This window comes from Azospirillum sp. UENF 211521, assembly GCF_058780535.1.
This window is the reverse complement of the sequence record NZ_JBSNCF010000003.1, coordinates 388371-408789: the sequence shown is the minus strand read 5'-3', so window position 1 is coordinate 408789 and position 20419 is coordinate 388371. Positions and strand designations below refer to the sequence as shown.

Here is a 20419-nt window from a genome sequence, read left to right as displayed (position 1 = left end):
CTCGGCTCGCGGCTGTGAGGGCGGGAGAGGGGGCGGAGAGTCAGTTCAGCAGCGGACTGCGCGCGGCGAGCAGCGCCGTGTGGGCCAGGACGGTGGCGCCGCCCAGCCACAGCCAGGCCTGACGCCCGCTGCGGAACAGGAAGCAGAGGCTGACCACCCCCAGCCAGATCGGAACGACGAGCCACATGACGAATTGCAGCTTGTTCACCGCCGCCGGCCCGCCGGGGCCGATCCAGGCGAACAACCCCGACAAGGCTATGGCGAGCGCGAATCCCAGGACCACGCCGGCCACACTCTTGCTCCACCAGTCAGCGCGGATCGGGGCCTGCGGGTTGCGGGTGGAGGAGGTGTCGGTCATCGCTCAGCCCTCCCGGCGCGCGAGCACGGCTCCGCGGGCGGCCGCGGCGAAGGGCAGGATGGTGAGGAGCAGCATCGCGACGGTGAGGCTGGTGAACAGCGCGGTCACCGGATGCATCACCACCGACCACAGCAGCCACCCTTCCAGCAGAGCGAGCGCTCCAATCATGCGGCTGCGCCGGCCGGCCAGCGGATGGCTCAGCCATTGCTGGCGCGGCGCCGAAAGGTAGAACCCGACGATTCCGACCACGGTCGCAGCCAAAGCCAGCGCGTGCAGGACGGTTTCCGCTATCGATGCGTTTCCAATCATGGGGCGCCAATCCGATTTGGTTGATGAAATCAGTTTTTGCCAATCTGAAATTGAAGTTGCAAGTGATTCCTAATTGCATCATTTGGTCGCGCCACGAGAATGCCGTCTCGTTTGGGAGACGGCTCACAATCCGGCAGCGGTGTGGGGTGATGGAGCGATGGCGCGCAGCAGGCGGCGCCGAAAAGACCACCGCGGATTCGCGGCCGTTCCTAAACTGTCCGGGTGACCTTGCGCAGATGGCGGGGGCGGTCGGGGTCGAAGCCGCGCGCCAGCGCCAGCCGGGCCATGAAGGGGTAGAAGGCCTGGATCGCCGCGATGGGGTCCAGCACGGGGTGCAGCGGCGGCGGCAGGGCCAAGGGCGTGTCGGCCAGGGCGAGCGCCCGCTCATCGGCGGAGGCGACCAGCAGATGGGCGCCGGCCCGCTTCAGCGCGCGGGCGGTGTCCAGCACGCCGTCCAGCGTCTCGTCCCGCACCGCGACCACCAGCACGGGGAAACCCGGCTCGACCAGCGCCATCGGGCCGTGCATCACCTCCGCCGCGCTGAAGGGCTCGGCGTGGGCGGCGGCGGTCTCCTTGAATTTCAGCGCCATTTCCTGCGCGATGGGATAGCTGCGCCCCCGCGCGACGATCAGCAGGCTCGATGCCACCTCCAGCACCGGCAGCGCCGGCGACCAGTCCGCGTCACCAGCCCGCTCCAGCCAAGAGGGCAGTTGGGGAAGTGCGTCGAGAAGCGTCCGATCCTCCGTCCAGACGGCGGTCAGCCGGGCGATGGCGGCGAGGCTGGCGACGAAGCTCTTGGTCGCGGCGACGCTCAATTCCGGCCCGGCGTGAAGGGGCAGGGGATGAGCGACGCGCTCCGCGAGCGGCGAGTCCCCGGCGTTGACCAGCGCCGCCGTCAGGGCGCCGCCCGCACGCGCCGCGTCCGCGACGCGCAGCAGGTCGGGGCTCTGGCCCGATTGGGAGATGGCCAGGACGAAGGCGTCCTTCACCCGCAGCACTGCCCCATAGGCCGTGACCACCGAGGGCGCCGCCGAGGCGGTGACCAGCCCCAGCGCCGTCTCGAACAGGTAGCGGGCGTAACCGGCGGCGTGGTCGCTGCTGCCCCGCGCGATGGTCATCGCGAATGGCGGCGGCACGGCCCGCAGCCGGTCGGCCAGAGCCGCCACCGCCGCGGCATCGGAGTCGAGCAGACGCCGCACCGCCGTGGGGGCGGTTGCGGCCTCCTGCATCATCAGGGGAGCGCTGGTCATGGGTCGGCCTCCGTTCCAGGCCGATCATAACATGCCCCAGCGGCCAACCTCACGGTGGGTTGACGTCAGGCGGGGCCGGTCGGAGCCTTCGCCAGCACGGCGGCGTCGGCGGGATCCATCTCCTCCGCCGGGGTGGGCTCGGCCTGGGTTGGCTTCCAGTTGCGCAGCCGGCTGACCATCGCGCCGGCCTGGGTCTTCCAGCGGTCGGCGTGGGCGCGCATCGACTCGCCGCCCTGGACCAGCAAGCGGCTGGGCAGAGGGCCAGGCGTCTCGAAGGTTCCGATGTGAAGCGTCTCGACCGGATGCTTGCCGGCGAGGCCGCGCTTGAACTGGTAGACGCCGGGGTTGGTCTGGGCGTTCACCCCGTGCAGGTCGTAGCGCAGCCCGCCGTTCGCCTTGATCCACAGCAGCGCCCGCCATTGCAGCAGATAGGCGGCGTTGACCCGCAACCCGGCCTCCAGCGTGGCGGAGTTCTGCATCTGGCCGGTGGTGCCGAACAGCGACACGACGACCCCGGCCACCGGCCGCCCCTCATGCATGGCGAGGAAGGCGCGCATCTTGCGCCGCGGCGGCAGCGCCTCGTTGATGCGGGTGAAGGTGCGGCTGTCATAGGCCTTGAAGCCCTTGCGGCGCTGCGTCTCGACGAAGATGTCGTCGATGGTCTCGAGCAGTTCGGCGTGGGAACCCTCGACGACCTCGATGCCCATCCGCTCGGCCTTGTTCAGGCCGCGCCGCCAGTGGTGGGACAGGTTGGAGCGCAGGCCCGCCTCGTCGGCGTTCAGGTCGGTGATGAAGGTGCGGTAGGGGGCCTTCTCCTCCCGGAACCGCATCCCCAGCGCGGCCAGGGCCTCCGTCACCGCCGCGCCGTCCGCCTGCGAGACATGGGGCAGAAGGCGCAGCAGCAGGCCCCGCCGGTCCGTGTATTCCGCCTTCAGCGCGTGCAGGGCGGTCATCAGGGCGGCGTGGTCCGGCTCCTGGCCGCGCGGGTGCCACATCGGCCCCCACATGACCAGCGCCAGGCCGCCGATGCCCGGCACGCGGCGCAGCAGGACCTGCACCGCGGCCACCGGGCGTCCGTCGCGCCGCACGACGAGGTGGCTCAGCTCCCGCCCGGCGTGGGCGATGCGGCCATAATCCCAGGTTTGGAAGATGTTGGCGTCGTCGAAGGAATCGAGGATGGCGTACCAGCCGCTTCGATCGACCCGGTCGATCTCGATGGAGGACGCGGGGCACAGGACATCGCCACCAAGCGCGTCGGTGTACATTCAGGATTCTCCCCTGGAATTCACGGCGATCGTTTTTGTGGAAGCGTTTGGTAACGGTTAGGCGTCTGTTTTCAGACGGTTCCGCCGGAGCGGTAGAAGGTGCTGAAGGCGGGGCGGGCCGAGAAGGCGGCCTGCGGGATGTCGAGCAGGCGGCGCAGCCGGTCGCGCACCGCCGGTTCGAGGATTGCGGCGACCAGCAGGGCGACGGCGATGGACAGGGCACCGCCGGTCACCGCCCCGGCCATGGAGGAGGCCCCGGCCTGCATCGCCAGCGTCTTGGCCGAGCCGCCGATCACCTCGTGCAGCAGGTAGAGCGGGTAGGTGGCCAGCCCGACCACGCGCAGCAGGGACAGCAGGGATTGCGGCAGCGCGGCGATCTCCGCCCGCCAGCGCGCCGAGGCGGCGATGGCGAGAAGCGACACGCCCCAGATCAGCAGCGGGTTCATCCACAGATCGGCGAGGTTCAGCGGGACGGGCGAGCGTTCCACGAACTCCACCGACCGGGCGGTGATCTCCAGCGGGGCGGCGACCAGCGCCAGCAGGGCGGCGGCCATGCCCGACCGGGTCAGCTTGCCGCGCGACCACAGCCACAGGAAGATGCCCAGCGCGAAGAACACGCCGTGGCGCAGCAGCGTCATGTTCAGCATGCCGTACTCGAACTCCAGGAACGGCAGGTGGACGACGCCGAAGACGTGCAGGCTGTAGACGCCGAGATAAGCCGAGCTGGCGGCGGTGAGCGCCAGGGCGAACTGCGGCAGCCGGTGGAAATTGCCGCTGAGCAGCAGCAGGAAGACCGCGCCGTAGAAGGCGATCTCGACCGGCAGCGTCCAATAGGCCGACGCGATGTAGGGGCCGGCGGGCGCCAGCGTGAAGGAGGCGATGAAGCGCCGCGCCAGATCCGGGTCGGGACCGGGCATGAGCACAAGGGCGACGAGGCACAGGATGGTGCAGACCCAGGCCGCCGGGTAGAGGCGCAGCAGGCGCGACCGGATGAAGGCGACCGGGGTGGCGTTGTTGGCCGAATTGGCGATGACGAAGCCCGACACCACGAAGAAGACCTGCACCCCGGCCCAGCCGGACCACATGGCGTCGGCGACCGCGGGGTCGCGCCAGGTCAGGTGGAAGCCGGTGACCAGCAGGGCCGCGGCGAACCGGACCATGTCGATCCCATAGACGTAATCGGCCCCGGACATCCGACGGGCGTGCCCGTCTCCTGGCAGAGTGTGCGTTATCGGCGTTTCAGGCACGATTCCTCCCTTCCTGCATGGGATGCGCCCACGTGCAGGTTCTCGACGTCTGTTGATTCCGGAAGACGAGCGCGATGCGGCCTCAGGACGCAACTTGCGTGCTGCTGCGGAGCATACTCGCTGGTGGGCGCGGATACAGGGGCCCGAACGGATTCAACAGGACATCTGCGGGAGTATACTGTTCAGATGACCGGCCGTTACCGAAGCCATGGCACAAAGGGGAGGTGTGCGGCGCGAACGGTCCACCCGATCCCGGGTGTTTTACTTTGAAGGGATGCTCCGAAGAGCGAATGGCACACGGCCCGCTCCCGGCGTAGCAACCGGGAACGGGCCGTGTGGTTCAACGAGCCGTTTGCTGCCAGTGGCTTACTGGTAGTTCAGGCCGCCGTTGATGTTCAGGGTCGAGCCGGTGACGTAGCCGGCGATTTCCGAGGCGAGGTAGGACACCGCGCCGCCGATCTCGTCCGGACGGCCCAGGCGCTTCATCGGGACGCTGTCGGTGATGGCCTGGCGGATGTCCTCGCGGATCGCCATGACCATATCGGTGCCGATGTAGCCCGGCGCGATGGCGTTGACGGTGACGCCCTTGGTCGCCAGCTCGGCGGCCAGCGCCTTGGTGAAGCCGATCACGCCGGCCTTGGCGGCCGAGTAGTTGGTCTGGCCGGCCTGGCCCTTCACGCCGTTCACCGAGGAAATGTTGATGATGCGGCCCCAGCCGCGCTCGGCCATCTTCGGCGACACCTGCTGGGTGACGTTGAACAGGCTGCTCAGGTTGGTGGCGATCACCGCATCCCACTGCGCCTTTTCCATCTTCGCGAAGAACTTGTCGCGGGTGATGCCGGCGTTGTTCACCAGGATGTCCACCGGGCCCAGGTCGGCTTCGATCTTGGCGACCATCGCCTTGCAGCTTTCGAAGTCGGAAACGTCGCCTTCGGCCACGTAGAACTTGAAGCCGAGGGCTTCCTGCTGGCCCAGCCAGGCGGCGGCCGGCTCGAAGTTCGGCAGGCAGTTCGCCGCCACGATGTAACCGTCCTTGGCCAGGGCCTGGCAGATGGCGGTGCCGAGACCGCCCATGGCACCGGTGACGAGCGCGATCTTCTGAGACATTACAATCGCTCCAGTAATAGAAACGGCCAGCTCCTGGTGAGGCAAGCCCGCTGGTGAACCGCAGAAGCAAAGGGGTTGCTTCTTGTTACGGATGCTGTCGTGCCGATGGTCCCTGCGGGGTGCCCATCAACCGCGGCGGCAGGCATAACATAGAACAAGTCCGCCTCCGGGCCAATGCGCTGCAACATCGCAGATGCGAGCGGGTGCGATTTTTCACAGGAATGTCAATAAGAAATGAGTTTTCAGAGCCTTACTGCAACGCACCAAGCGGGGTAGCCAGTCGGAATCGGCTCAAATCCGCAGAATTCGTCCGCCGGCCTTGAGCGCGAGCGGGAACAGCCTGGGCGCCACCGCCCCCAGAAGCCAGGGCCGCAGCTTCGCCAGAGCCGCCGGCGCCGCCAGCAGGACGAGCGTCGCGCCGCTGTGCGCCCATTGGCCGGCGGTCATCTGCTCGAACCCGTTGCACAGAAGGACCGCGCCGCTGCACAGCCCGGCCACGGCGGTCACGGCCTCCCCCAGCGCCTGGAGCGCGTCGATCTCCCACAGCGGGTTCGCCGTGGTGACCCGGCCGACCAGCCGGCGCAACTGTGCGGTCAGGTGTGCCGCGGATACGGCGTCGAACCGCCCGCTGTCGACCGCGTCGCGGGGCAGGGCGACCAGGACGTCGCCGTCGGGCTGGATCGACACGCGGACCGGAACGGTGCGCAGGCCGCTCCCGCTGCCGTCGCGCCCGCCCCCGTTGCCGGGCGAGGGCGGGGCCAGCGGCACGCGCAGGCCGATCGTCCGTCCGCCCTGGGCGAAGAACTGAAGAGCCAGGGCGATTCCATGCCCGCGCCGCGGGATCAGCCCGGCCTTGCCCCGGCGCAACCGTCCCGCCAGCTCGGCCAGGGCGTCGCGCCGCCAGGTGAGTCCGTGCGGAAGGTCGCCCAAGAGGCGTCGGCGCAGCGGGCTACCCCGTGTCTCCCACCAGCGTGTTCACGGCTTTTCCGGCGAAACGCCCCAGCGCGTCGATCAGGAAGCTCCAATAGCGGAAGGAGACGTCCACCGCGTCCTTGTGGACGCCGATCATGATGCTGTTGCCGGCGTTGTCCCGCCCCTTCAGCAGGCGGGTGACCACGTCGCCGTCGATCTGGATCGTCGACTGCATGACCACCAGCTCGGTCCCCACGTCCCACGCCTTGCGGATGGTCACCACGTCCGCGGTCTTCAGCGCCGGCATGCGGCGGATCTCCTCGTCCATCCCGCGCAGATAGCTGACGGTGTCCAGGCCGCGCCGCCGCAGCACGTCGTTGATCTGGTCGGAGTTGCGCTGGATGCGCATCAGGATCGGCGGCGCGTCCTGGTCGATGGTCGCCGCGGCGGACACCACGTCGGCGCCGGCGCCGGGTTGCCGGGCGGCGTCCAGGGTGCGGTCGGTCATCTCGCGCAGCCAGCTCGCCACCTCGCGCAGGTCGTCGAAGACCTTCAGCGTCGTGCCGCGCGCCGGGTCGTTGCCCGGCAGGTCGCGGCTGAAGAAGAAGGGGTCGTAGCGGTCGGGCTGGGCGGCATCGGATGGCGGGACGAACGGCGCCAGCCCCCAATGGAAGGTTTCCGAGATCCGGCCGGCCCAAGGGGCGAGGATCGCCGTCTCGCGGCTGCCGAAGGTGTCCAGCTGCTCGCACAGGAAGACATAATATTCCTGCGCCAGATCGATCAGGGCGTCTCCCGCCAGCGGCATCTTCTCCGCCGAGATGCCGGTCTTCAGCACGGTGTTGATTTCGAGCGCGAGAAGGTTGCGCGCCAGATCGACGAACTGGGACATCGGCCACCTTGCTGGTTCGGGAAGGGCGTGGGGGCGGGCTGCGGCGGGGGAAGGAACGCCCCCCGCCGGACCGCCGGCGGGTCAGCTCGGGCGGCCTGAGATCTGGACGGCCAGATCGCGGATCGCCTTCAGGTTGGTGCTGACGATGTCGCTGCTCTTGGTCACCTGGGCGAGGTGGAACTCGGTCAGGCTGTGGTAGGCGGTGTTGGTCGCGAAATCGCGGCTGATCAGGTTCTCGATGTCGCCGGTGACCAGATTGACCTGGGTCTGGAACGCCTCGATGGTCGTGCCGGACTTCGGACGGCAGGTGAAGCCCACCTGATTGGGGTCATCCTGCACCACGTCGATGTCGGCGATCGCGGTCACCACCGTCAGCGTGACCAGCCGGTCCAGCTTGTCCGCGATGGTGTTCAGCAGGGAATTGGCCTTGCCCTGCTCGTTCTGGATGACGGCAGCACCGCTCGGCGGCGGCGCGGATGGAGCCGCGGGCGCCTGGACGGCCGGCAATTGGGCGGTGGAGGCGGTCGGATTGGCGACAGCGGTATCGGACATGGTTGCACCCTTCTGGAGACGGATGGCGGAACACCGCCAAGCATCGCGCAAGAGTCGAATTCTGTCCAATGACCGCTATCGGAGCGGGGGTGTGATAAAAAATCTCCCGTTCAGGTGATTTTTCTTTTGCCCCTCACTCGCGCAGCAGCGCGTCGATGGCGTCGCGCAGATCGCGCAGCTCCCGCCGCTGATCCTCGGCCAGCGCATGGCCCGACGCGCGCAGGCTGTGGATTTTGTCAACGTTGCTGCGGAGCGCCCGCAAGGCGGGGGCCGCGGACGGGGTGGCCGGAAGGGCCGCCTTGCGCTCCTGCTTGGCGTTGCGCACGTCCTTGACGGTCAGGCCGTCGCCGGCCCGTTTCCAGAGCGCGAGCTGGATCGCCTCGTCGGGCAGCTCAGCCAGCTCCATGAGGAGGGAGACGGAGACGGCGGGTCGGTCCGGAGCCTCCTCCAGGATGCGGGTGGGCAGGCGCAGGATGCCCAGCAGGCGGGCCACATACTCCTGCGACTTGCCGATCAGGACGGCGGCCTGCTCCTGGGTCAGCCCCTTGTCGCCGATCAGCCTGGCGAGCGTCAAAGCGAGGTCGATGGGGTGCAGGTCGACGCGCTGGGTGTTCTCGATCAGGGCCAGCGCCTGGACGTCGTCGGTGTCGATGACCAGAGCCGGGATGGTCTCCCGATCCAGCGCGCGGAAGGCCCAGTAGCGCCGCTCCCCGGCCACGATCTGGAAGCGGTCGGGGGCGACCTCCCGCACGTTGATCGGCTGCAGCAGCCCACGCTCGCCGATCGAGGCGGCCAGTGCGGCGATGTCGGCCCCGCGGGCGTTGCGCCGCGGCTGGTCGGGGTTGGGCTCCACCTGCTCCAGCGGAATCTCGCGGTGGCGCATCTTGCCGGACAGGCCGAACAGGGCGGCGTTGCTGCCCCCGCCGCTGCCGGTGCGGCTGAGCGCCCGCTTGAACAGGCCGGCGTTGGAGGTGTCGAGCTTACGCGCCATGGCGCATCTCCTCCCCGGCGAGGGCCAGCAGGGCGTCGGCGATCTCGCGGTAGCTCTCCGCGCCCGCGGAGTTCGGGTTGTAGGCGAGGCCGGGACGCCCGGCCATCACGCTCTTGGAGTAGTCGGCGGCCCGCTTCACCGGGGAGAAGAGGTGGAGTTGCTCCGCCGCGGCAAGCTCGCGCAGCTCCCTCATCACCGTCTCGTCCTGAAGGCGGCGCGGGCTGTACATGGTCGGCAGGACGCCGAGGATCTGCAGCCGCGGATTCACCAGCTCGCGCACGCCGGCGATGGTCTCGAACAGCTGCGGGATGCCCATCATCGACAGCATCTCCGTCTGGGTCGGAATCAGCAGCTGGTCGGCGGCGTTCAGCACCGAGACGGTCAGCTCGCCCAGATGCGGCGGGCAGTCCAGCACCACGAAGTCGTACTGGCCGGCGAGCTGGGCGATCTTGGCGCGCAGGATCAGCGTGCCGTTGGGCTGGCGCAGCAGCTCCCGGTCGGTCGCCGCCAGCGAGATGGAGGAGGGCAGCAGATCAAACGCGCCGTCGCAGACCGGGGTCATGAACTCCCGCATCGGCCGGCTGGCCTTCAGCGCGTGGGTCAGGGTCGCCTTGGCCAGCTCCCGCTCGTGCGGATCGACGCCCAGATGCACGGTGGCGTTGGCCTGCGGGTCGCAGTCGATCAGCAGCACGCGCCGTCCCGACTGGGCGAGCAGCCACGCGACGTTGACGCAGGTGGTCGTCTTGGCGACGCCGCCCTTCTGGTTGGCGGCGCAGAACACCACCGGGGCCGCCCGCACCGCCGCCGCGGCGGGGATGCCCACCGGCTCCGTCGCGGTCTTCAGGGCGCCCGCGACGTTCTGCGGAATCCGCTCCGCCCCGGTTTCCCAGCGGGAGATCTTGGCGCGGTCGTAGCGCCGGTTCAGCCGTTCGTTCAGCCAGCCGACCAGTGCCTGCTGGTTCATGCCGCGCTGTTCGCGGTAGCGGCGCAGCTCCTCGCCGCTCATCTCGTGGGCCACGGGGGCATCCCTTATTTGGGGTGATCGCGCGGGCACCATGAGTCATGTTGATGGTGGTGTCAACCGCCGTGCTTCACATGTGATGACGCTTCGAAACGGACGGGAACGTGCGCCCAGGCGTGGAACCCGGTATGGAACAAGGAGGCGCGCTGCGGCTTTCCTGTGGTGCGAAAGGCCGCTATGGTCGCGGCCGAAAATCCTGCGCCAGGAATCGTGAGGGAGACCCAATGGACGCCGACTCCATCCGCGCCGCCTACCGGCGCTACGCGCGCTTCTACGACCCCGTCTTCGGAAACCTGCTGGCGTCCGGCCGGCACGCCGCCGTGAAGTGGATCAACCGGCGGGGGGGCTTGCGCGTTCTGGAGGTGGGCGTGGGCACGGGCATCTCCCTGTCCGACTACCGCAAGGACAACCGCGTGGTCGGCATCGACCTGTCGTCGGAGATGCTGCGCGTCGCCCAGGACCGGGTGGACCGCGAGCGCTTGGAGAATGTGGACGGCCTGCTGGAGATGGACGCCGGCAAGCTCGCCTTCGCCGACGGCAGCTTCGACCTCGTGGTCGCCATGTACGTGATGACGGTGGTCCCCGACCCGCAGGGCACGATGAACGAGCTGGAGCGCGTCTGCCGTCCCGGCGGCGACATCCTGATCGTCAACCACTTCGCCGCCGACAAGCCGGGCATCCGCCGCTCGGTGGAGAACTGGATGGCGCCCTTTTCCAAGAAGCTGGGCTGGCGGCCCGACTTCACGCTGGACACGCTGATGTCCGGCTCCCGCCTGAAGGTCGAGGAGTTGCAGACCGTTCCGCCCTTCGGCCTGTTCAGCCTGCTGCACTGCCGCCGCGAGGCCGCCACCCCCGCCTGACGGGCCGGGGGCATAAGCGTCAGGGAACTCGACCGCGGCCATTGCAGTTTCCCTTCCGGACCCGGATCGACCGGGAATGGAAGGGGCTCCATGGCGCGGCGGTGCGCGTTGCTCTTGGCGGGGATGCTGACGGCCGTCTCGGCGCTGCCCGCCGCCGGGGCGACGGTGACTCTTGCCTGCAGCGGGCTCGGCATCAGCTTCGACCTGTGCCGCGACGGCGCCCAGGAATGGGCGCGGCGCAGCGGGAATGAGGTGCGCTTCGTCTCCCCGCCCAAGGGGGCGAGCGAGCAGCTGGCGCTCTACCAGCAGCTTCTCGCCGCCGGCTCGCCGGACATCGACGTCTTTCAGATCGACGTGGTCTGGCCGGGCATCCTCGGCAACTACTTCATCGATCTGAAGGACCGCGCCGGGCCGGACGTTGTTCGCCAACATCTTCCGGCGATGGTCGAGGCGGCGACGGTCAAGGGCCGGCTGGTCGCGATGCCCTGGTTCGCCGACGCCGGGGTCCTCTATGCCCGCAAGGATCTGCTGGAGGCCCACGGGCGCCCCGTGCCGCAGACCTGGGAGGAGCTTCGGGACACCGCCGCCCTGATCCAGCGGGAGGAGCTCGCCGCCGGGCGGGACCGGATGTGGGGTTATGTCTGGCAGGGCCGCGCCTATGAGGGGCTGACCGTCAACGCGCTGGAATGGATCGCCAGCCGCAACGGCGGCACCATCGTCTCCCCCGACGGCGCCATCACCATCGACAACCCGCAGGCCGCCGAGGCGCTGGCCATGGCCCGCGGCTGGGTCGGCTCGATCAGCCCGCCCGGAGTCCTCAATTACATGGAGGAGGAGGCGCGCGGCGTCTTCCAGTCCGGCAACGCCGTTTTCATGCGCAACTGGCCCTACGCCTGGACGCTGGTCAACGCGGCGGACAGCGCGGTCGGTGGCAAGGTCGCCGTGGTGCCGCTGCCCAAGGGCGGACCGGAGGGACGCCACACCTCCACGCTGGGCGGGCAGTTGCTGGCGGTCAGCAAATTCTCCGCCCATGCGGACGAGGCCGCGGACCTGGCGCTGTACCTGACCGGTTTGGCTGAGCAGAAGCGCCGGGCTATCCACGGCGCGTCCAACCCGACCATCCCGGCGCTCTACGAGGACGCGGAGGTGCTGGCCGCCAACCCCTTCTTCGCGGCGCTGGCCGACTCCATCGCCAACGCGGTCAACCGCCCGGCCCAGGCGACGGGCATGCGCTACAATCAGGTATCGGCGGAGTTCTACGCCAACGTCCACGAGGTGCTGTCCGGACGGCAGGACGCCAAGGCGATGTTGCCCGATCTCAAGGAGGCTCTGGTCCGCATCAGTCGGGGAGGGCGCTGGTGAGCGGTCTTCCGCACTCCAGTCTGGAGCGGCAGAGACGCCGCGCGGCATGGCTGTTCCTGCTGCCGATGCTGATCGTGCTGGCGGGGGTGGCCGGGTGGCCGCTGTTCCGCACCGTCTTCTTCTCCTTCACCGACGCGACGCTCGCCACGCTGGACGGCTTCCAGGGAGTCGGGCTGGACAATTACCTGTGGCTGATGCGCGACCCCGTCTGGTGGCGGGCGGTGTGGAACACGCTGGTCTTCACCGTAGTGTCGGTGGGGATCGAAACGGCGCTGGGGCTGGGCATCGCGTTGATCCTGAACGCGCATCTGCCGGGGCGCGGGCTGCTGCGCGCCGCCGTGCTGATCCCCTGGGCGATCCCTACGGTGGTGTCGGCCCAGATGTGGGGGTGGATGTTCCACGACCTCTACGGCGTGGTGAACGCGATCCTGATGGGATTGGGGCTGATCGCCGAGCCGAGGGCCTGGACTGCCGACCCCGATCTGGCCCTGCCGGTGGTGATCGCGGTCGATGTCTGGAAGTCCACGCCCTTCATGGCGCTGCTGATCCTGGCCGCGCTCCAGATGCTGCCGCGCGACCTCTACGAGGCGGCGCGGGTGGACGGGGTGCATCCGCTGAAGGTCTTCTTCCGCATCACCCTGCCGCTGATCCGTCCGGCGCTGATGGTGGCGGTGCTGTTCCGCACGCTGGACGCGCTGCGCGTGTTCGACCTGATGTATGTGCTGACCGGCAACAGCCGCTCGACCATGTCGATGTCGGTCTATGCCCGGCAATATCTGATCGACTTCCAGGACGTGGGCTACGGCTCCGCCGCGGCGACCCTGCTCGTCCTGGTGCTGGCGGTGGCGACGGTATTGGCGGTGACGCTCGGCCGCGTCCGCGTCGACGCGGGGAGGTGAGGGGATGGACCCGAAACGCATGATTGGCCGCATAGTCTTCGGCCTGCTGGTTCTGGGGATCGTCGTCTGGGCGGTGTTCCCCTTCGCCTGGGCCATCATCACCTCGCTGAAGGCGGGCAGCGCGCTGTTCACGGTGGAGGCATGGCCGTCGCAGCCTTCGCTGGCGAACTACGCGGCGATCTTCAAGGAGCAGCCCTTCGGGCGGAACATCCTGAACTCCCTGCTGGCCGCCTCGGCGGTGGTGGCGCTGTCGCTGGGGCTGGCGGTGCTGGCCGCCTACGCGCTGGGGCGGGTGCGCTTCCGCGGGCGGGGGCTTCTGCTGTTCGTGGTGCTGGGCGTGTCGATGTTCCCGCAGGTCGCCGTGCTGTCGGGCCTGTTCGAGTTGGTGCGCTGGCTCGGCCTCTACAACCGGATCGGCTCGCTGGTGCTGTCCTACCTGATCTTCACGCTGCCCTTCACCGTGTGGGTGCTGACCACCTTCATGCGCGAGCTGCCGAAGGAGCTGGAGGAGGCCGCCATGGTGGACGGCGCCGGTCCCTTCGTGATCGTGACGCGGGTGTTCCTGCCGCTGATGGGGCCGGCGCTGGCAGCGACCGGGCTGCTCGCCTTCATCGCCGCCTGGAACGAGTTCCTGTTCGCCCTGACCTTCACCCTGACCGACGACGCGCGCACCGTGCCGGTGGCGATCGCGCTGATGTCGGGGGCCAGCCAGTACGAGCTGCCCTGGGGCCAGATCATGGCGGCGTCGGTTGTGGTGACGGTGCCGCTGATCGGGCTGGTGCTGCTGTTCCAGCGGCGGATCGTCTCCGGCCTGACCGCCGGCGCTGTGAAGGGGTAGGGCGATGGCGGGCGTCACGCTGCGCGGGGTGCGCAAGAGCTTCGGGCGGATCGAGGTCATCCACGGCGTCGATCTGGAGGTCGCAGACGGCGAGTTCGTCGCCTTCGTCGGCCCGTCCGGCTGCGGCAAGTCCACGCTGCTGCGCCTGATCGCCGGGCTGGAGGAGCCGAGTGCCGGGGACCTGTCCATCGGCGGGCAGCGGGTGAACGATCGGCCGCCGGCGGCGCGCGGCATCGCCATGGTCTTTCAGTCCTACGCGCTTTACCCGCACATGACAGCCTACGAGAACATGGCCTTCGGCCTGACGCTGTCGCGGACCGACAAGGCGGCCATCGCGGAGCGGGTGCGCGACGCCGCGCGTCTTCTTCAGATCGAGGACCTGCTCGACCGCAAGCCGCGCGACCTGTCCGGCGGTCAGCGCCAGCGCGTCGCCATCGGGCGGGCCATCGTGCGCGAGCCGCAGGTCTTCCTGTTCGACGAGCCGCTGTCCAACCTCGACGCCGGCCTGCGCGTCCAGATGCGCCTGGAAATCGCCAAGCTGAAGGCCGACCTGCGCGTCACCATGATCTACGTGACCCACGATCAGGTGGAGGCGATGACCCTGGCCGACCGCATCGTCGTGCTGAACGCCGGGCGGGTGGAGCAGGCAGGCACGCCGCTGGAACTTTACCACCGCCCGCGCAACCGCTTCGTCGCCGGCTTCATCGGCTCGCCGGCCATGAATTTCCTGGATGTGGTCTCGGAGGGGCGGACGGACGGGTCGGTGCGGGTGTGGCTGCCCGGCGGGGTGCCGCTGGACGTCGCGGTGGACGGCGCCGCGCCGCCGGCGGGCACGCCCGTGACGCTCGGCGTCCGGCCGGAGCATGTCGGTTTGGCCGACGGCGGGGTCGGGCTGCTCGCCACCATCCTGGCGGTGGAGCGGCTGGGCGGCGAGACGCATTGCCACGCCGCGCTGGAGGACGGGCAGCGGCTCCTGGTTCGTCTCGACGGCGACCGGCCGGTGGCGGCGGGGGAGCGTTTGCGCTTGAACCTGCGGGGCGAAACCGCGCATCTCTTTGGTCCGGATGGGCAAAGGCTCTGAGCGCGGGCATGGGGTGAGCCGCTCTGCTTTCGAATGAACTTGCGGGCGAAGCGGCGGTCCGCTTGAATGCCGCCATGGACATCATGACCCCCCGGCAGACCGACATCCTGGCGCTCGCCCGCACGCAGGGGCGCGTGCTGGTCGACGATCTTGCCGCCCGCTTCAACGTCACGCCGCAGACGATCCGCAAGGATCTGAACGAGCTGTGCGACCGCCGCCTGCTCCAGCGGGTCCACGGCGGCGCCGTCGCCGGATCGGGGGTCGAGAATCTCGGCTACGAGGCGCGGCGGCTGATCGCCCAGGACGAGAAGCGCGCCATCGGACGCCGCGCGGCGGAGCTGGTGCCCGACAGCTCCTCCCTCTTCATCAACATCGGCACGACGACGGAGGAGGTCGCCCGCGCCCTCCAAGGGCGCAGCGGGCTGGTGGTCATCACCAACAACATCAACGTCGCCAACCTGCTGCGCCCCGAGCCGCACATCGAGGTGATCGTGGCCGGCGGCGTGGTGCGTCGGTCGGACGGCGGCATCGTCGGCGAGGCCGCCATCGACTTCTTCAACCAGTTCATGGCCGATTTCGCGGTGATCGGCGCCTCGGCCATCGACGAGAGCGGAGCGCTGCTCGACTTCGACTACCGCGAGGTGCGGGTCTCGCAGGCGATCATGGCGAACGCCCGGCACGTCATCCTGGTCGCCGACCGGAGCAAGCTGGAGCGCACCGCCCCGGTGCGCATCGGCCACATCTCGCAGGTCCACACCTTCGTCACCGACGTCCTGCCCTCCGACCGGCTGGCCCGCATCTGCCGGGACGCGGGCGTGCGGGTGGAGGAGCTGTTCCCCGACCGCGCGACGGAGCCGGAACCCCAGGACTGACCCTTAAACCAGCCAGACCCAGGCGGTGACGACGAGGAGCAGCGACGCCGTTGAGGCGACGCCGATGGGCAGCGCCAGCCGGTAGATCGCGGATTCCGCCTTGGTCAGCCCCAGCAGGCTGGAGGCCAGCACGATCCGGCCGGGGGTGAGCAGCGTGCAGACGCTGCCGGCCACCACCTGGATCGCGGCGGCGGCGATCAGCGGCAGGCCGCTGCCCGAGGCCAGATTGACCTGGATGTGCATCATCAGGGCATTCGACGCCGTGTTGGAGCCGGTCAGCATCCCCGTCGCCGCCCCCAGCACCGGCACCGCCAGCACGGCGGCGGACCCGGCCACCGCCTGCCACGCCTGCCCGAAGGCCGCCGCCCCGCCGGAGGCGGCCATGAAGGCCGCCAGTTCCACGAAGACCAGCGTCGCCGCCATCGGCACCAGCGCCGCGCGCAGCGCGGGACCCGCCACCGCCAGGGCGCGCCCGCTCGGCAGGCCCGCCAGCATGACCAGGGCGATGGCGACCAGCCAGGTCGAGGGGTGACGCAGCAGGGGCATCGGGGCCAGCCCGCCGAACGGATCGAGCACCAGATGGTCCGCCGTCCAGCCCGACAGCGGCGGCACCAGCCGGGTCGCCATCAGCCCGCCGACCAGAACCACATAGGGCCACAGCAGGGCGAGCAGCCGCGACAGGCCGGCGGCGTCGCGCGGCAGCCGCCGCGCCTCCACCGCCAGCAGAAGCACTGCCGTCGCCAGCCCGCCGCCCAGCTCCGGCGCCACGAAACGGTTGGTCAGCCAGAGCAGCCCGGCCAGCGCCAGCATCAGGGCGAGGTCCCGGACCCGGTCGATCGGGCCGGAGGTCAGGCCGGCGCCGTGGATCAGCCGCCAGAACACCAGCAGCAGGCTGGGCAGCACGACCACCATCAGAGCGGCGCTGGCCGTCCCCAGCTCGGTGAAGGAGACGCCGATCAGCTCCGCACCGACTCGTGTGCCGACTCCCAGCGCGCCCCAGGGGGCGAGCATCTGGCTGAACAGGCCCAGCGCCGCGGCGTGGGCCGGCGGCAGGTTCAGCGGGCGCAGCAGGGCGAGCGCCACCACCAGCCCGACGCCGAACCCGGTCACCGATTCGGCGAAGGGACCGGCGAGCAGGCAGGCGACGAAGACGGCGCGGCGGCGCTCGGCCGGAGTCTTCGCCTCGCTCCGGGCCTCGGCCTTGACGGCGCGCGCCTCGAAGGCGCGGTGGAACAGCAGGCCCGCCGCGATGATCGACATGGCGTGCCACGCCAGCCACGCCCCTTCGCCGGCCTTCAGCGCCACGGTCGGGAGCAGGCCGGGCAGTTGGGCCAGCCAATCCGGAGCGGTGGCGCCGCTCGGCTGCGCCACCATCAGGGCCGCCAGGAGCACCCCGGCGGCCAGCGCCATGCCCGCGGTCCCGGCGGTCAGCATGCTGACGCGCCGCGACACGAGCAGGGCGACGGTGGCGGCGAGCGGCAGGAGATGGAGGGTCAGGGGCATGATCGACACAGGGGACCGTGGAAGAAGCGTGCTGATATACTAATATTGACACGCTTCGGCCAGCCTCATCGGTCTTTGCGCGGCTGCCCCGCTCTCCGGGAGGCTCAGGCCCCGCGCAGCAGGGCGACTTCCGCCAACAAGTCATCGATGGCGGCCAGCGCGAAGTCCAGCGCGGCTTGGTCGGTCAGCCGGCCGTCCTTGATCTTTTCATGCACCATGCCGATGACCACCTGCGGGCGGGCGATGACCCGGCCCATCATGCCGGACAGCGTCTCGCGCATCTCGTGCTGGGCGCGCACGCCGCCGGTGAAGGCGGGGGACGCCGTCATGATGAGGATCGGCTTGCCCCGCACCGGCGATTTCATGGCCGGGCGCGACGCCCAGTCCAGCGCGTTCTTCAGCACGCCCGACATGCCGTAATTGTATTCGGGGGAGATGATGACCAGCCCGTCGGCTGCGGCGATGGAGTCGCGCAGCGCGCTGGCCGGGGCCGGCGTGTTCTCCGCGTCCAGGTCGGGGTCGTAGGGCGGGATGTCGTTCAGCGGGAAGAGCGTCATCTCCGCCGTGGCGCCCGCCTTCTTGCCCAACGCGTCGGCGAGGGTGCCCAGCACCGCGGTGCAGTGGGAGTGGCGGCGGATGCTGCCGGAAAGGCCGAGAAGGCGGACGGGCTTGGCGGTGTCGGTCATCGTGCTTGTCCTGTCGCGGTTTGAGGGTGATGCCCGTTCCAACGGTGCGCGTGGAGGATGGTGCCGTCCCCGTCCCCGCGCCGCAACCCGCGGGATCGGGGACCGGACCCGCGCCTCCGCTCCGGATCGGGGCGGACTCCGTAGAATCCACAATAGGGGAAAGCAGCGCTGCGAATACGCTTAAAATGCAAGATAAATCGCTGCTTTTTCCAGCGCCTGCAAGGCTCTAGCGGGTCGGCTCCGGCTCAAGCGAGGCTGGCGACGGGCTGAGACGGTGCGACAATATGGTGATGTTTTTCGCCCATTAATACAGTAGAAGTAGCACTTAAGTAGTGTTTGTGCGTGTTCTCCGCGACGGGGTGCTGGCTTATGCGCGACAATGGACCGGTTACGAACCGCGAAATCGAAATGGCCGACGACATGCTGCTTGTGTCGCGGACCGACACCCGCGGCAAGATCACGTTCGTCAATAAAGCGTTTGTTGATATTAGCGGTTTCTCAGAAACGGAATTACTCGGCTCGCCGCATAATCTTGTGCGCCATCCGGACATGCCACCGGCGGCCTTCGCCAACCTGTGGGAAACCATCAAGGATGGCAGGCCGTGGGAAGGGCTGGTCAAGAACCGGTCCAAAAGCGGCGACCATTATTGGGTCAAGGCGAACGTCACCCCGATCACCGAGAAGGGCGTGGTGACGGAGTACATCTCGATCCGCACCAAGCCGAGCCGCGAGGCGGTGGCGGAAGCGGAGCGCATCTACGCCGAGATCCGCGCCGGGCGCGGCCAGCAGTACGGGTTGCTGGACGGCCAGATCGTCCGCCGCGGCTTCGGGGTCTGGCTGGGCAATCTGGTGTCCAGCATCGCCGGGCGCATCCTGGCGACCACGGGCCTTCTCCTGCTGACCATCATGATTCTCGGCTGGCTGAGCCTGACCGGCAGCGACAGCGTGGAGATTTTCAGCGGGCTGATGCTGTTCGGCCTGCTGGTGGCCGGCATCGGCACGCTCAGCGTTCTGGGGACGGTGCGCCGTCCGCTCGGGCTCGTCGAAACCCATCTCGACGCCATCGCCCGCGGCGACCTGATGACCAACGTCCCCAGCTCCGGCGTGGCGGAGTTCGCCCGCATCCGCTCGCAGATCCGCGCCGTGAAGGCGAAGCTGAGCTATTCCATCCAGGAGCGCGCGGAGCGTCAGCGCCAGGCCGAGGAGGAGCGCATCACCGCCCTCCAGGCCATGGCCGAGACGGTGGAGCGTGAAGCCAGCCACGCCGTGGAGCAGGTGGCCCTGCGCACCGGCGGCATGGCCCAGGACGCCGACGCCATGGCGACCTCCGCCGAGCGGGTCAGCATCAACGCCCAGAACGTCGCCGCGGCGGCCGAGGAAGCGCTGGCCAACGCCCAGACCGTGGCGGCGGCGACCGAGGAGCTGGCGGCCTCGATCCGCGAAATCTCCGCGCAGATCGCCCATTCCAGCGCGGTCACCCGCCGCGCTGTGGAGAACGGCCAGCGCACCCAGGGCACCATCCAGTCGCTGTCCGAGGCCGTCGGCCGCATCGACGAGGTGGTCAAGCTGATCACCGACATCGCCAGCCAGACCAACCTGCTGGCGCTGAACGCGACCATCGAGGCGGCGCGTGCGGGCGAGGCCGGCAAGGGCTTCGCGGTGGTGGCGCAGGAGGTGAAGAACCTCGCCAACCAGACCGCCCGCTCGACCGAGGAGATTACCCGCCTGATTGCGGAAATCCAGGGGGTGACCGGCACCGCCGTGGGTGCTGTGGCGGAGATCGGCGACACCATCGGCGAGATCGACCAGATCTCCAGCGCCATCGCCGCGGCGATGGAGGAGCAGGCCGCCGCCACCCAGGAAATCAGCCGCAACGTGGTGGAGACCTCCAACGCCGCGCAGGAGGTGTCGGTGCGCATCGCCGCCGTCTCCAGCGACGCCGACCAGACCGGATCGCAGGCCTCGGGCGTGCGGGCCGGTTCGGACGAGGTGGCGACCAGCATCGACGAGCTGCGCCGCGTGCTGGTGCGCGTCGTCCGCACCTCCACGACCGACGCCGACCGCCGCCGCAGCCCGCGCTACCGGGTGAACGAGGGGTGCATCGCGGTGGTGCACGGGCGCGACCAGTCCGGCACCCTGACCGACCTGTCGAACGGCGGCGCGATGCTGAACGGGATCGCCGGCCTCGGCGTGGGCGACCGCGGCACCCTGCGGCTCGACCGCTTCGGCCTGACCGTCGCCTTCGAGGTGCGGGCCATCGACAAGGCGGCGGTCCATGTCCGCTTCGCCGAAAGCGACGTGGCCCAGCCGCGCTTCCGCGACGTCTTTGTCCAGCTCACCCGCGGTCTTCAGCCGGTGGCCGCCTGACGAACCGCAGCCTGCCCTGAAAAAGCGACGGCCCGGCGTGCGGAACGCCG

20 protein-coding genes are annotated in these 20419 nt (G+C 69.3%); 7 read left to right on the top strand and 13 right to left on the bottom strand.

Annotation, left to right across the window (positions count from 1 at the left end):
- Positions 1–40: 40 nt before the first annotated feature.
- The 11 genes from ACWPN5_RS26650 to ACWPN5_RS26600 all read right to left on the bottom strand — a co-directional run bounded on the left by ACWPN5_RS26650 (position 41) and on the right by ACWPN5_RS26600 (position 9898).
- Complete coding sequence (locus tag ACWPN5_RS26650; RefSeq protein WP_145681848.1) at positions 41–358, bottom strand: hypothetical protein; 318 nt, start codon at positions 356–358, stop codon at positions 41–43.
- 3 nt (positions 359–361) lie between these two features.
- Positions 362–667, bottom strand: a complete 306-nt coding sequence (locus ACWPN5_RS26645; protein ID WP_492298362.1) for a hypothetical protein — start codon at positions 665–667, stop codon at positions 362–364.
- 209 nt (positions 668–876) lie between these two features.
- A complete protein-coding gene (locus ACWPN5_RS26640) occupies positions 877–1917 on the bottom strand; it encodes an SIS domain-containing protein (RefSeq protein WP_492298360.1) in 1041 nt (346 codons plus the stop codon).
- Positions 1918–1982: 65 nt separating this feature from the next.
- Positions 1983–3182 (bottom strand): lipid II:glycine glycyltransferase FemX, encoded by a 1200-nt coding sequence (locus tag ACWPN5_RS26635; RefSeq protein ID WP_492298359.1) that lies wholly within the window; start codon positions 3180–3182, stop codon positions 1983–1985.
- 71 nt (positions 3183–3253) lie between these two features.
- Positions 3254–4375, bottom strand: a complete 1122-nt coding sequence (locus tag ACWPN5_RS26630; RefSeq protein ID WP_492298358.1) for an acyltransferase family protein — start codon at positions 4373–4375, stop codon at positions 3254–3256.
- 420 nt (positions 4376–4795) lie between these two features.
- Entirely contained in the window at positions 4796–5536 is a 741-nt protein-coding gene (locus ACWPN5_RS26625) for a beta-ketoacyl-ACP reductase (RefSeq protein WP_109071327.1), read from the bottom strand.
- A 291-nt stretch (positions 5537–5827) separates the two neighbouring features.
- On the bottom strand, positions 5828–6466 hold the full coding sequence (locus tag ACWPN5_RS26620) for a hypothetical protein (RefSeq protein WP_492298356.1): 639 nt from the start codon (positions 6464–6466) through the stop codon (positions 5828–5830).
- A gap of 19 nt (positions 6467–6485) precedes the next feature.
- Positions 6486–7337 carry a DUF8581 family protein gene (locus ACWPN5_RS26615; RefSeq protein ID WP_492298355.1) on the bottom strand — a complete coding sequence of 284 codons (852 nt, stop codon included), beginning with the start codon at positions 7335–7337 and terminating at the stop codon, positions 6486–6488.
- An 81-nt stretch (positions 7338–7418) separates the two neighbouring features.
- Entirely contained in the window at positions 7419–7889 is a 471-nt protein-coding gene (locus tag ACWPN5_RS26610; RefSeq protein ID WP_145681841.1) for a hypothetical protein, read from the bottom strand.
- 133 nt (positions 7890–8022) lie between these two features.
- A complete protein-coding gene (locus ACWPN5_RS26605) occupies positions 8023–8880 on the bottom strand; it encodes a ParB/RepB/Spo0J family partition protein (protein ID WP_492298353.1) in 858 nt (285 codons plus the stop codon).
- A complete protein-coding gene (locus ACWPN5_RS26600; protein WP_137105960.1) occupies positions 8870–9898 on the bottom strand; it encodes an AAA family ATPase in 1029 nt (342 codons plus the stop codon). The genes ACWPN5_RS26605 and ACWPN5_RS26600 overlap by 11 nt, the downstream gene beginning before the upstream one ends.
- 227 nt (positions 9899–10125) lie before the next feature.
- Between ACWPN5_RS26600 and ACWPN5_RS26595 the strand changes: the two genes are divergently transcribed.
- The 6 genes from ACWPN5_RS26595 to ACWPN5_RS26570 all read left to right on the top strand — a co-directional run bounded on the left by ACWPN5_RS26595 (position 10126) and on the right by ACWPN5_RS26570 (position 15813).
- Positions 10126–10761, top strand: coding sequence for a class I SAM-dependent methyltransferase (locus ACWPN5_RS26595; RefSeq protein ID WP_103039471.1), 636 nt, complete (start codon positions 10126–10128; stop codon positions 10759–10761).
- A gap of 90 nt (positions 10762–10851) precedes the next feature.
- A complete protein-coding gene (locus ACWPN5_RS26590; RefSeq protein WP_492298352.1) occupies positions 10852–12123 on the top strand; it encodes an ABC transporter substrate-binding protein in 1272 nt (423 codons plus the stop codon).
- Entirely contained in the window at positions 12120–13022 is a 903-nt protein-coding gene (locus tag ACWPN5_RS26585) for a carbohydrate ABC transporter permease (protein ID WP_492298350.1), read from the top strand. Before ACWPN5_RS26590 ends, ACWPN5_RS26585 begins: the two co-directional genes overlap by 4 nt.
- Positions 13023–13041: 19 nt before the next feature.
- Positions 13042–13860 carry a carbohydrate ABC transporter permease gene (locus tag ACWPN5_RS26580; protein ID WP_492298349.1) on the top strand — a complete coding sequence of 273 codons (819 nt, stop codon included), beginning with the start codon at positions 13042–13044 and terminating at the stop codon, positions 13858–13860.
- 4 nt (positions 13861–13864) lie between these two features.
- Positions 13865–14941, top strand: coding sequence for an ABC transporter ATP-binding protein (locus ACWPN5_RS26575; protein ID WP_492298347.1), 1077 nt, complete (start codon positions 13865–13867; stop codon positions 14939–14941).
- A gap of 74 nt (positions 14942–15015) precedes the next feature.
- Positions 15016–15813 (top strand): DeoR/GlpR family DNA-binding transcription regulator, encoded by a 798-nt coding sequence (locus ACWPN5_RS26570; protein WP_200476349.1) that lies wholly within the window; start codon positions 15016–15018, stop codon positions 15811–15813.
- 3 nt (positions 15814–15816) lie between these two features.
- Here the strand turns inward: ACWPN5_RS26570 and ACWPN5_RS26565 are convergent, their stop codons facing one another.
- Both ACWPN5_RS26565 and ACWPN5_RS26560 read right to left on the bottom strand, forming a co-directional pair.
- Positions 15817–17316, bottom strand: coding sequence for an L-lactate permease (locus ACWPN5_RS26565; RefSeq protein WP_492298345.1), 1500 nt, complete (start codon positions 17314–17316; stop codon positions 15817–15819).
- 104 nt (positions 17317–17420) lie between these two features.
- Positions 17421–18002, bottom strand: coding sequence for an NADPH-dependent FMN reductase (locus tag ACWPN5_RS26560; protein WP_145681834.1), 582 nt, complete (start codon positions 18000–18002; stop codon positions 17421–17423).
- A 369-nt stretch (positions 18003–18371) separates the two neighbouring features.
- Here ACWPN5_RS26560 and ACWPN5_RS26555 point away from each other — a divergent pair, with 369 nt between their 5' ends.
- Positions 18372–20369 (top strand): methyl-accepting chemotaxis protein, encoded by a 1998-nt coding sequence (locus ACWPN5_RS26555; RefSeq protein WP_492298343.1) that lies wholly within the window; start codon positions 18372–18374, stop codon positions 20367–20369.
- The last annotated feature ends 50 nt before the right edge of the window (positions 20370–20419 follow it).

Excerpts from the sequence above, each read along its gene's own strand:
- ACWPN5_RS26625 (WP_109071327.1), bottom strand. The coding sequence starts at position 5,536 with ATGTCTCAGAAGATCGCGCTCGTCACCGGTGCCATGGGCGGTCTCGGC.
- ACWPN5_RS26555 (WP_492298343.1), top strand. The coding sequence starts at position 18,372 with ATGCGCGACAATGGACCGGTTACGAACCGCGAAATCGAAATGGCCGAC.
- ACWPN5_RS26580 (WP_492298349.1), top strand. The coding sequence starts at position 13,042 with ATGATTGGCCGCATAGTCTTCGGCCTGCTGGTTCTGGGGATCGTCGTC.
- ACWPN5_RS26615 (WP_492298355.1), bottom strand. The coding sequence starts at position 7,337 with ATGTCCCAGTTCGTCGATCTGGCGCGCAACCTTCTCGCGCTCGAAATC.
- ACWPN5_RS26570 (WP_200476349.1), top strand. The coding sequence starts at position 15,016 with ATGGACATCATGACCCCCCGGCAGACCGACATCCTGGCGCTCGCCCGC.
- ACWPN5_RS26560 (WP_145681834.1), bottom strand. The coding sequence starts at position 18,002 with ATGACCGACACCGCCAAGCCCGTCCGCCTTCTCGGCCTTTCCGGCAGC.
- ACWPN5_RS26610 (WP_145681841.1), bottom strand. The coding sequence starts at position 7,889 with ATGTCCGATACCGCTGTCGCCAATCCGACCGCCTCCACCGCCCAATTG.
- ACWPN5_RS26645 (WP_492298362.1), bottom strand. The coding sequence starts at position 667 with ATGATTGGAAACGCATCGATAGCGGAAACCGTCCTGCACGCGCTGGCT.
- ACWPN5_RS26650 (WP_145681848.1), bottom strand. The coding sequence starts at position 358 with ATGACCGACACCTCCTCCACCCGCAACCCGCAGGCCCCGATCCGCGCT.
- ACWPN5_RS26590 (WP_492298352.1), top strand. The coding sequence starts at position 10,852 with ATGGCGCGGCGGTGCGCGTTGCTCTTGGCGGGGATGCTGACGGCCGTC.
- ACWPN5_RS26605 (WP_492298353.1), bottom strand. The coding sequence starts at position 8,880 with ATGGCGCGTAAGCTCGACACCTCCAACGCCGGCCTGTTCAAGCGGGCG.
- ACWPN5_RS26630 (WP_492298358.1), bottom strand. The coding sequence starts at position 4,375 with ATGTCCGGGGCCGATTACGTCTATGGGATCGACATGGTCCGGTTCGCC.
- ACWPN5_RS26565 (WP_492298345.1), bottom strand. The coding sequence starts at position 17,316 with ATGCCCCTGACCCTCCATCTCCTGCCGCTCGCCGCCACCGTCGCCCTG.
- ACWPN5_RS26635 (WP_492298359.1), bottom strand. The coding sequence starts at position 3,182 with ATGTACACCGACGCGCTTGGTGGCGATGTCCTGTGCCCCGCGTCCTCC.
- ACWPN5_RS26575 (WP_492298347.1), top strand. The coding sequence starts at position 13,865 with ATGGCGGGCGTCACGCTGCGCGGGGTGCGCAAGAGCTTCGGGCGGATC.
- ACWPN5_RS26640 (WP_492298360.1), bottom strand. The coding sequence starts at position 1,917 with ATGACCAGCGCTCCCCTGATGATGCAGGAGGCCGCAACCGCCCCCACG.
- ACWPN5_RS26595 (WP_103039471.1), top strand. The coding sequence starts at position 10,126 with ATGGACGCCGACTCCATCCGCGCCGCCTACCGGCGCTACGCGCGCTTC.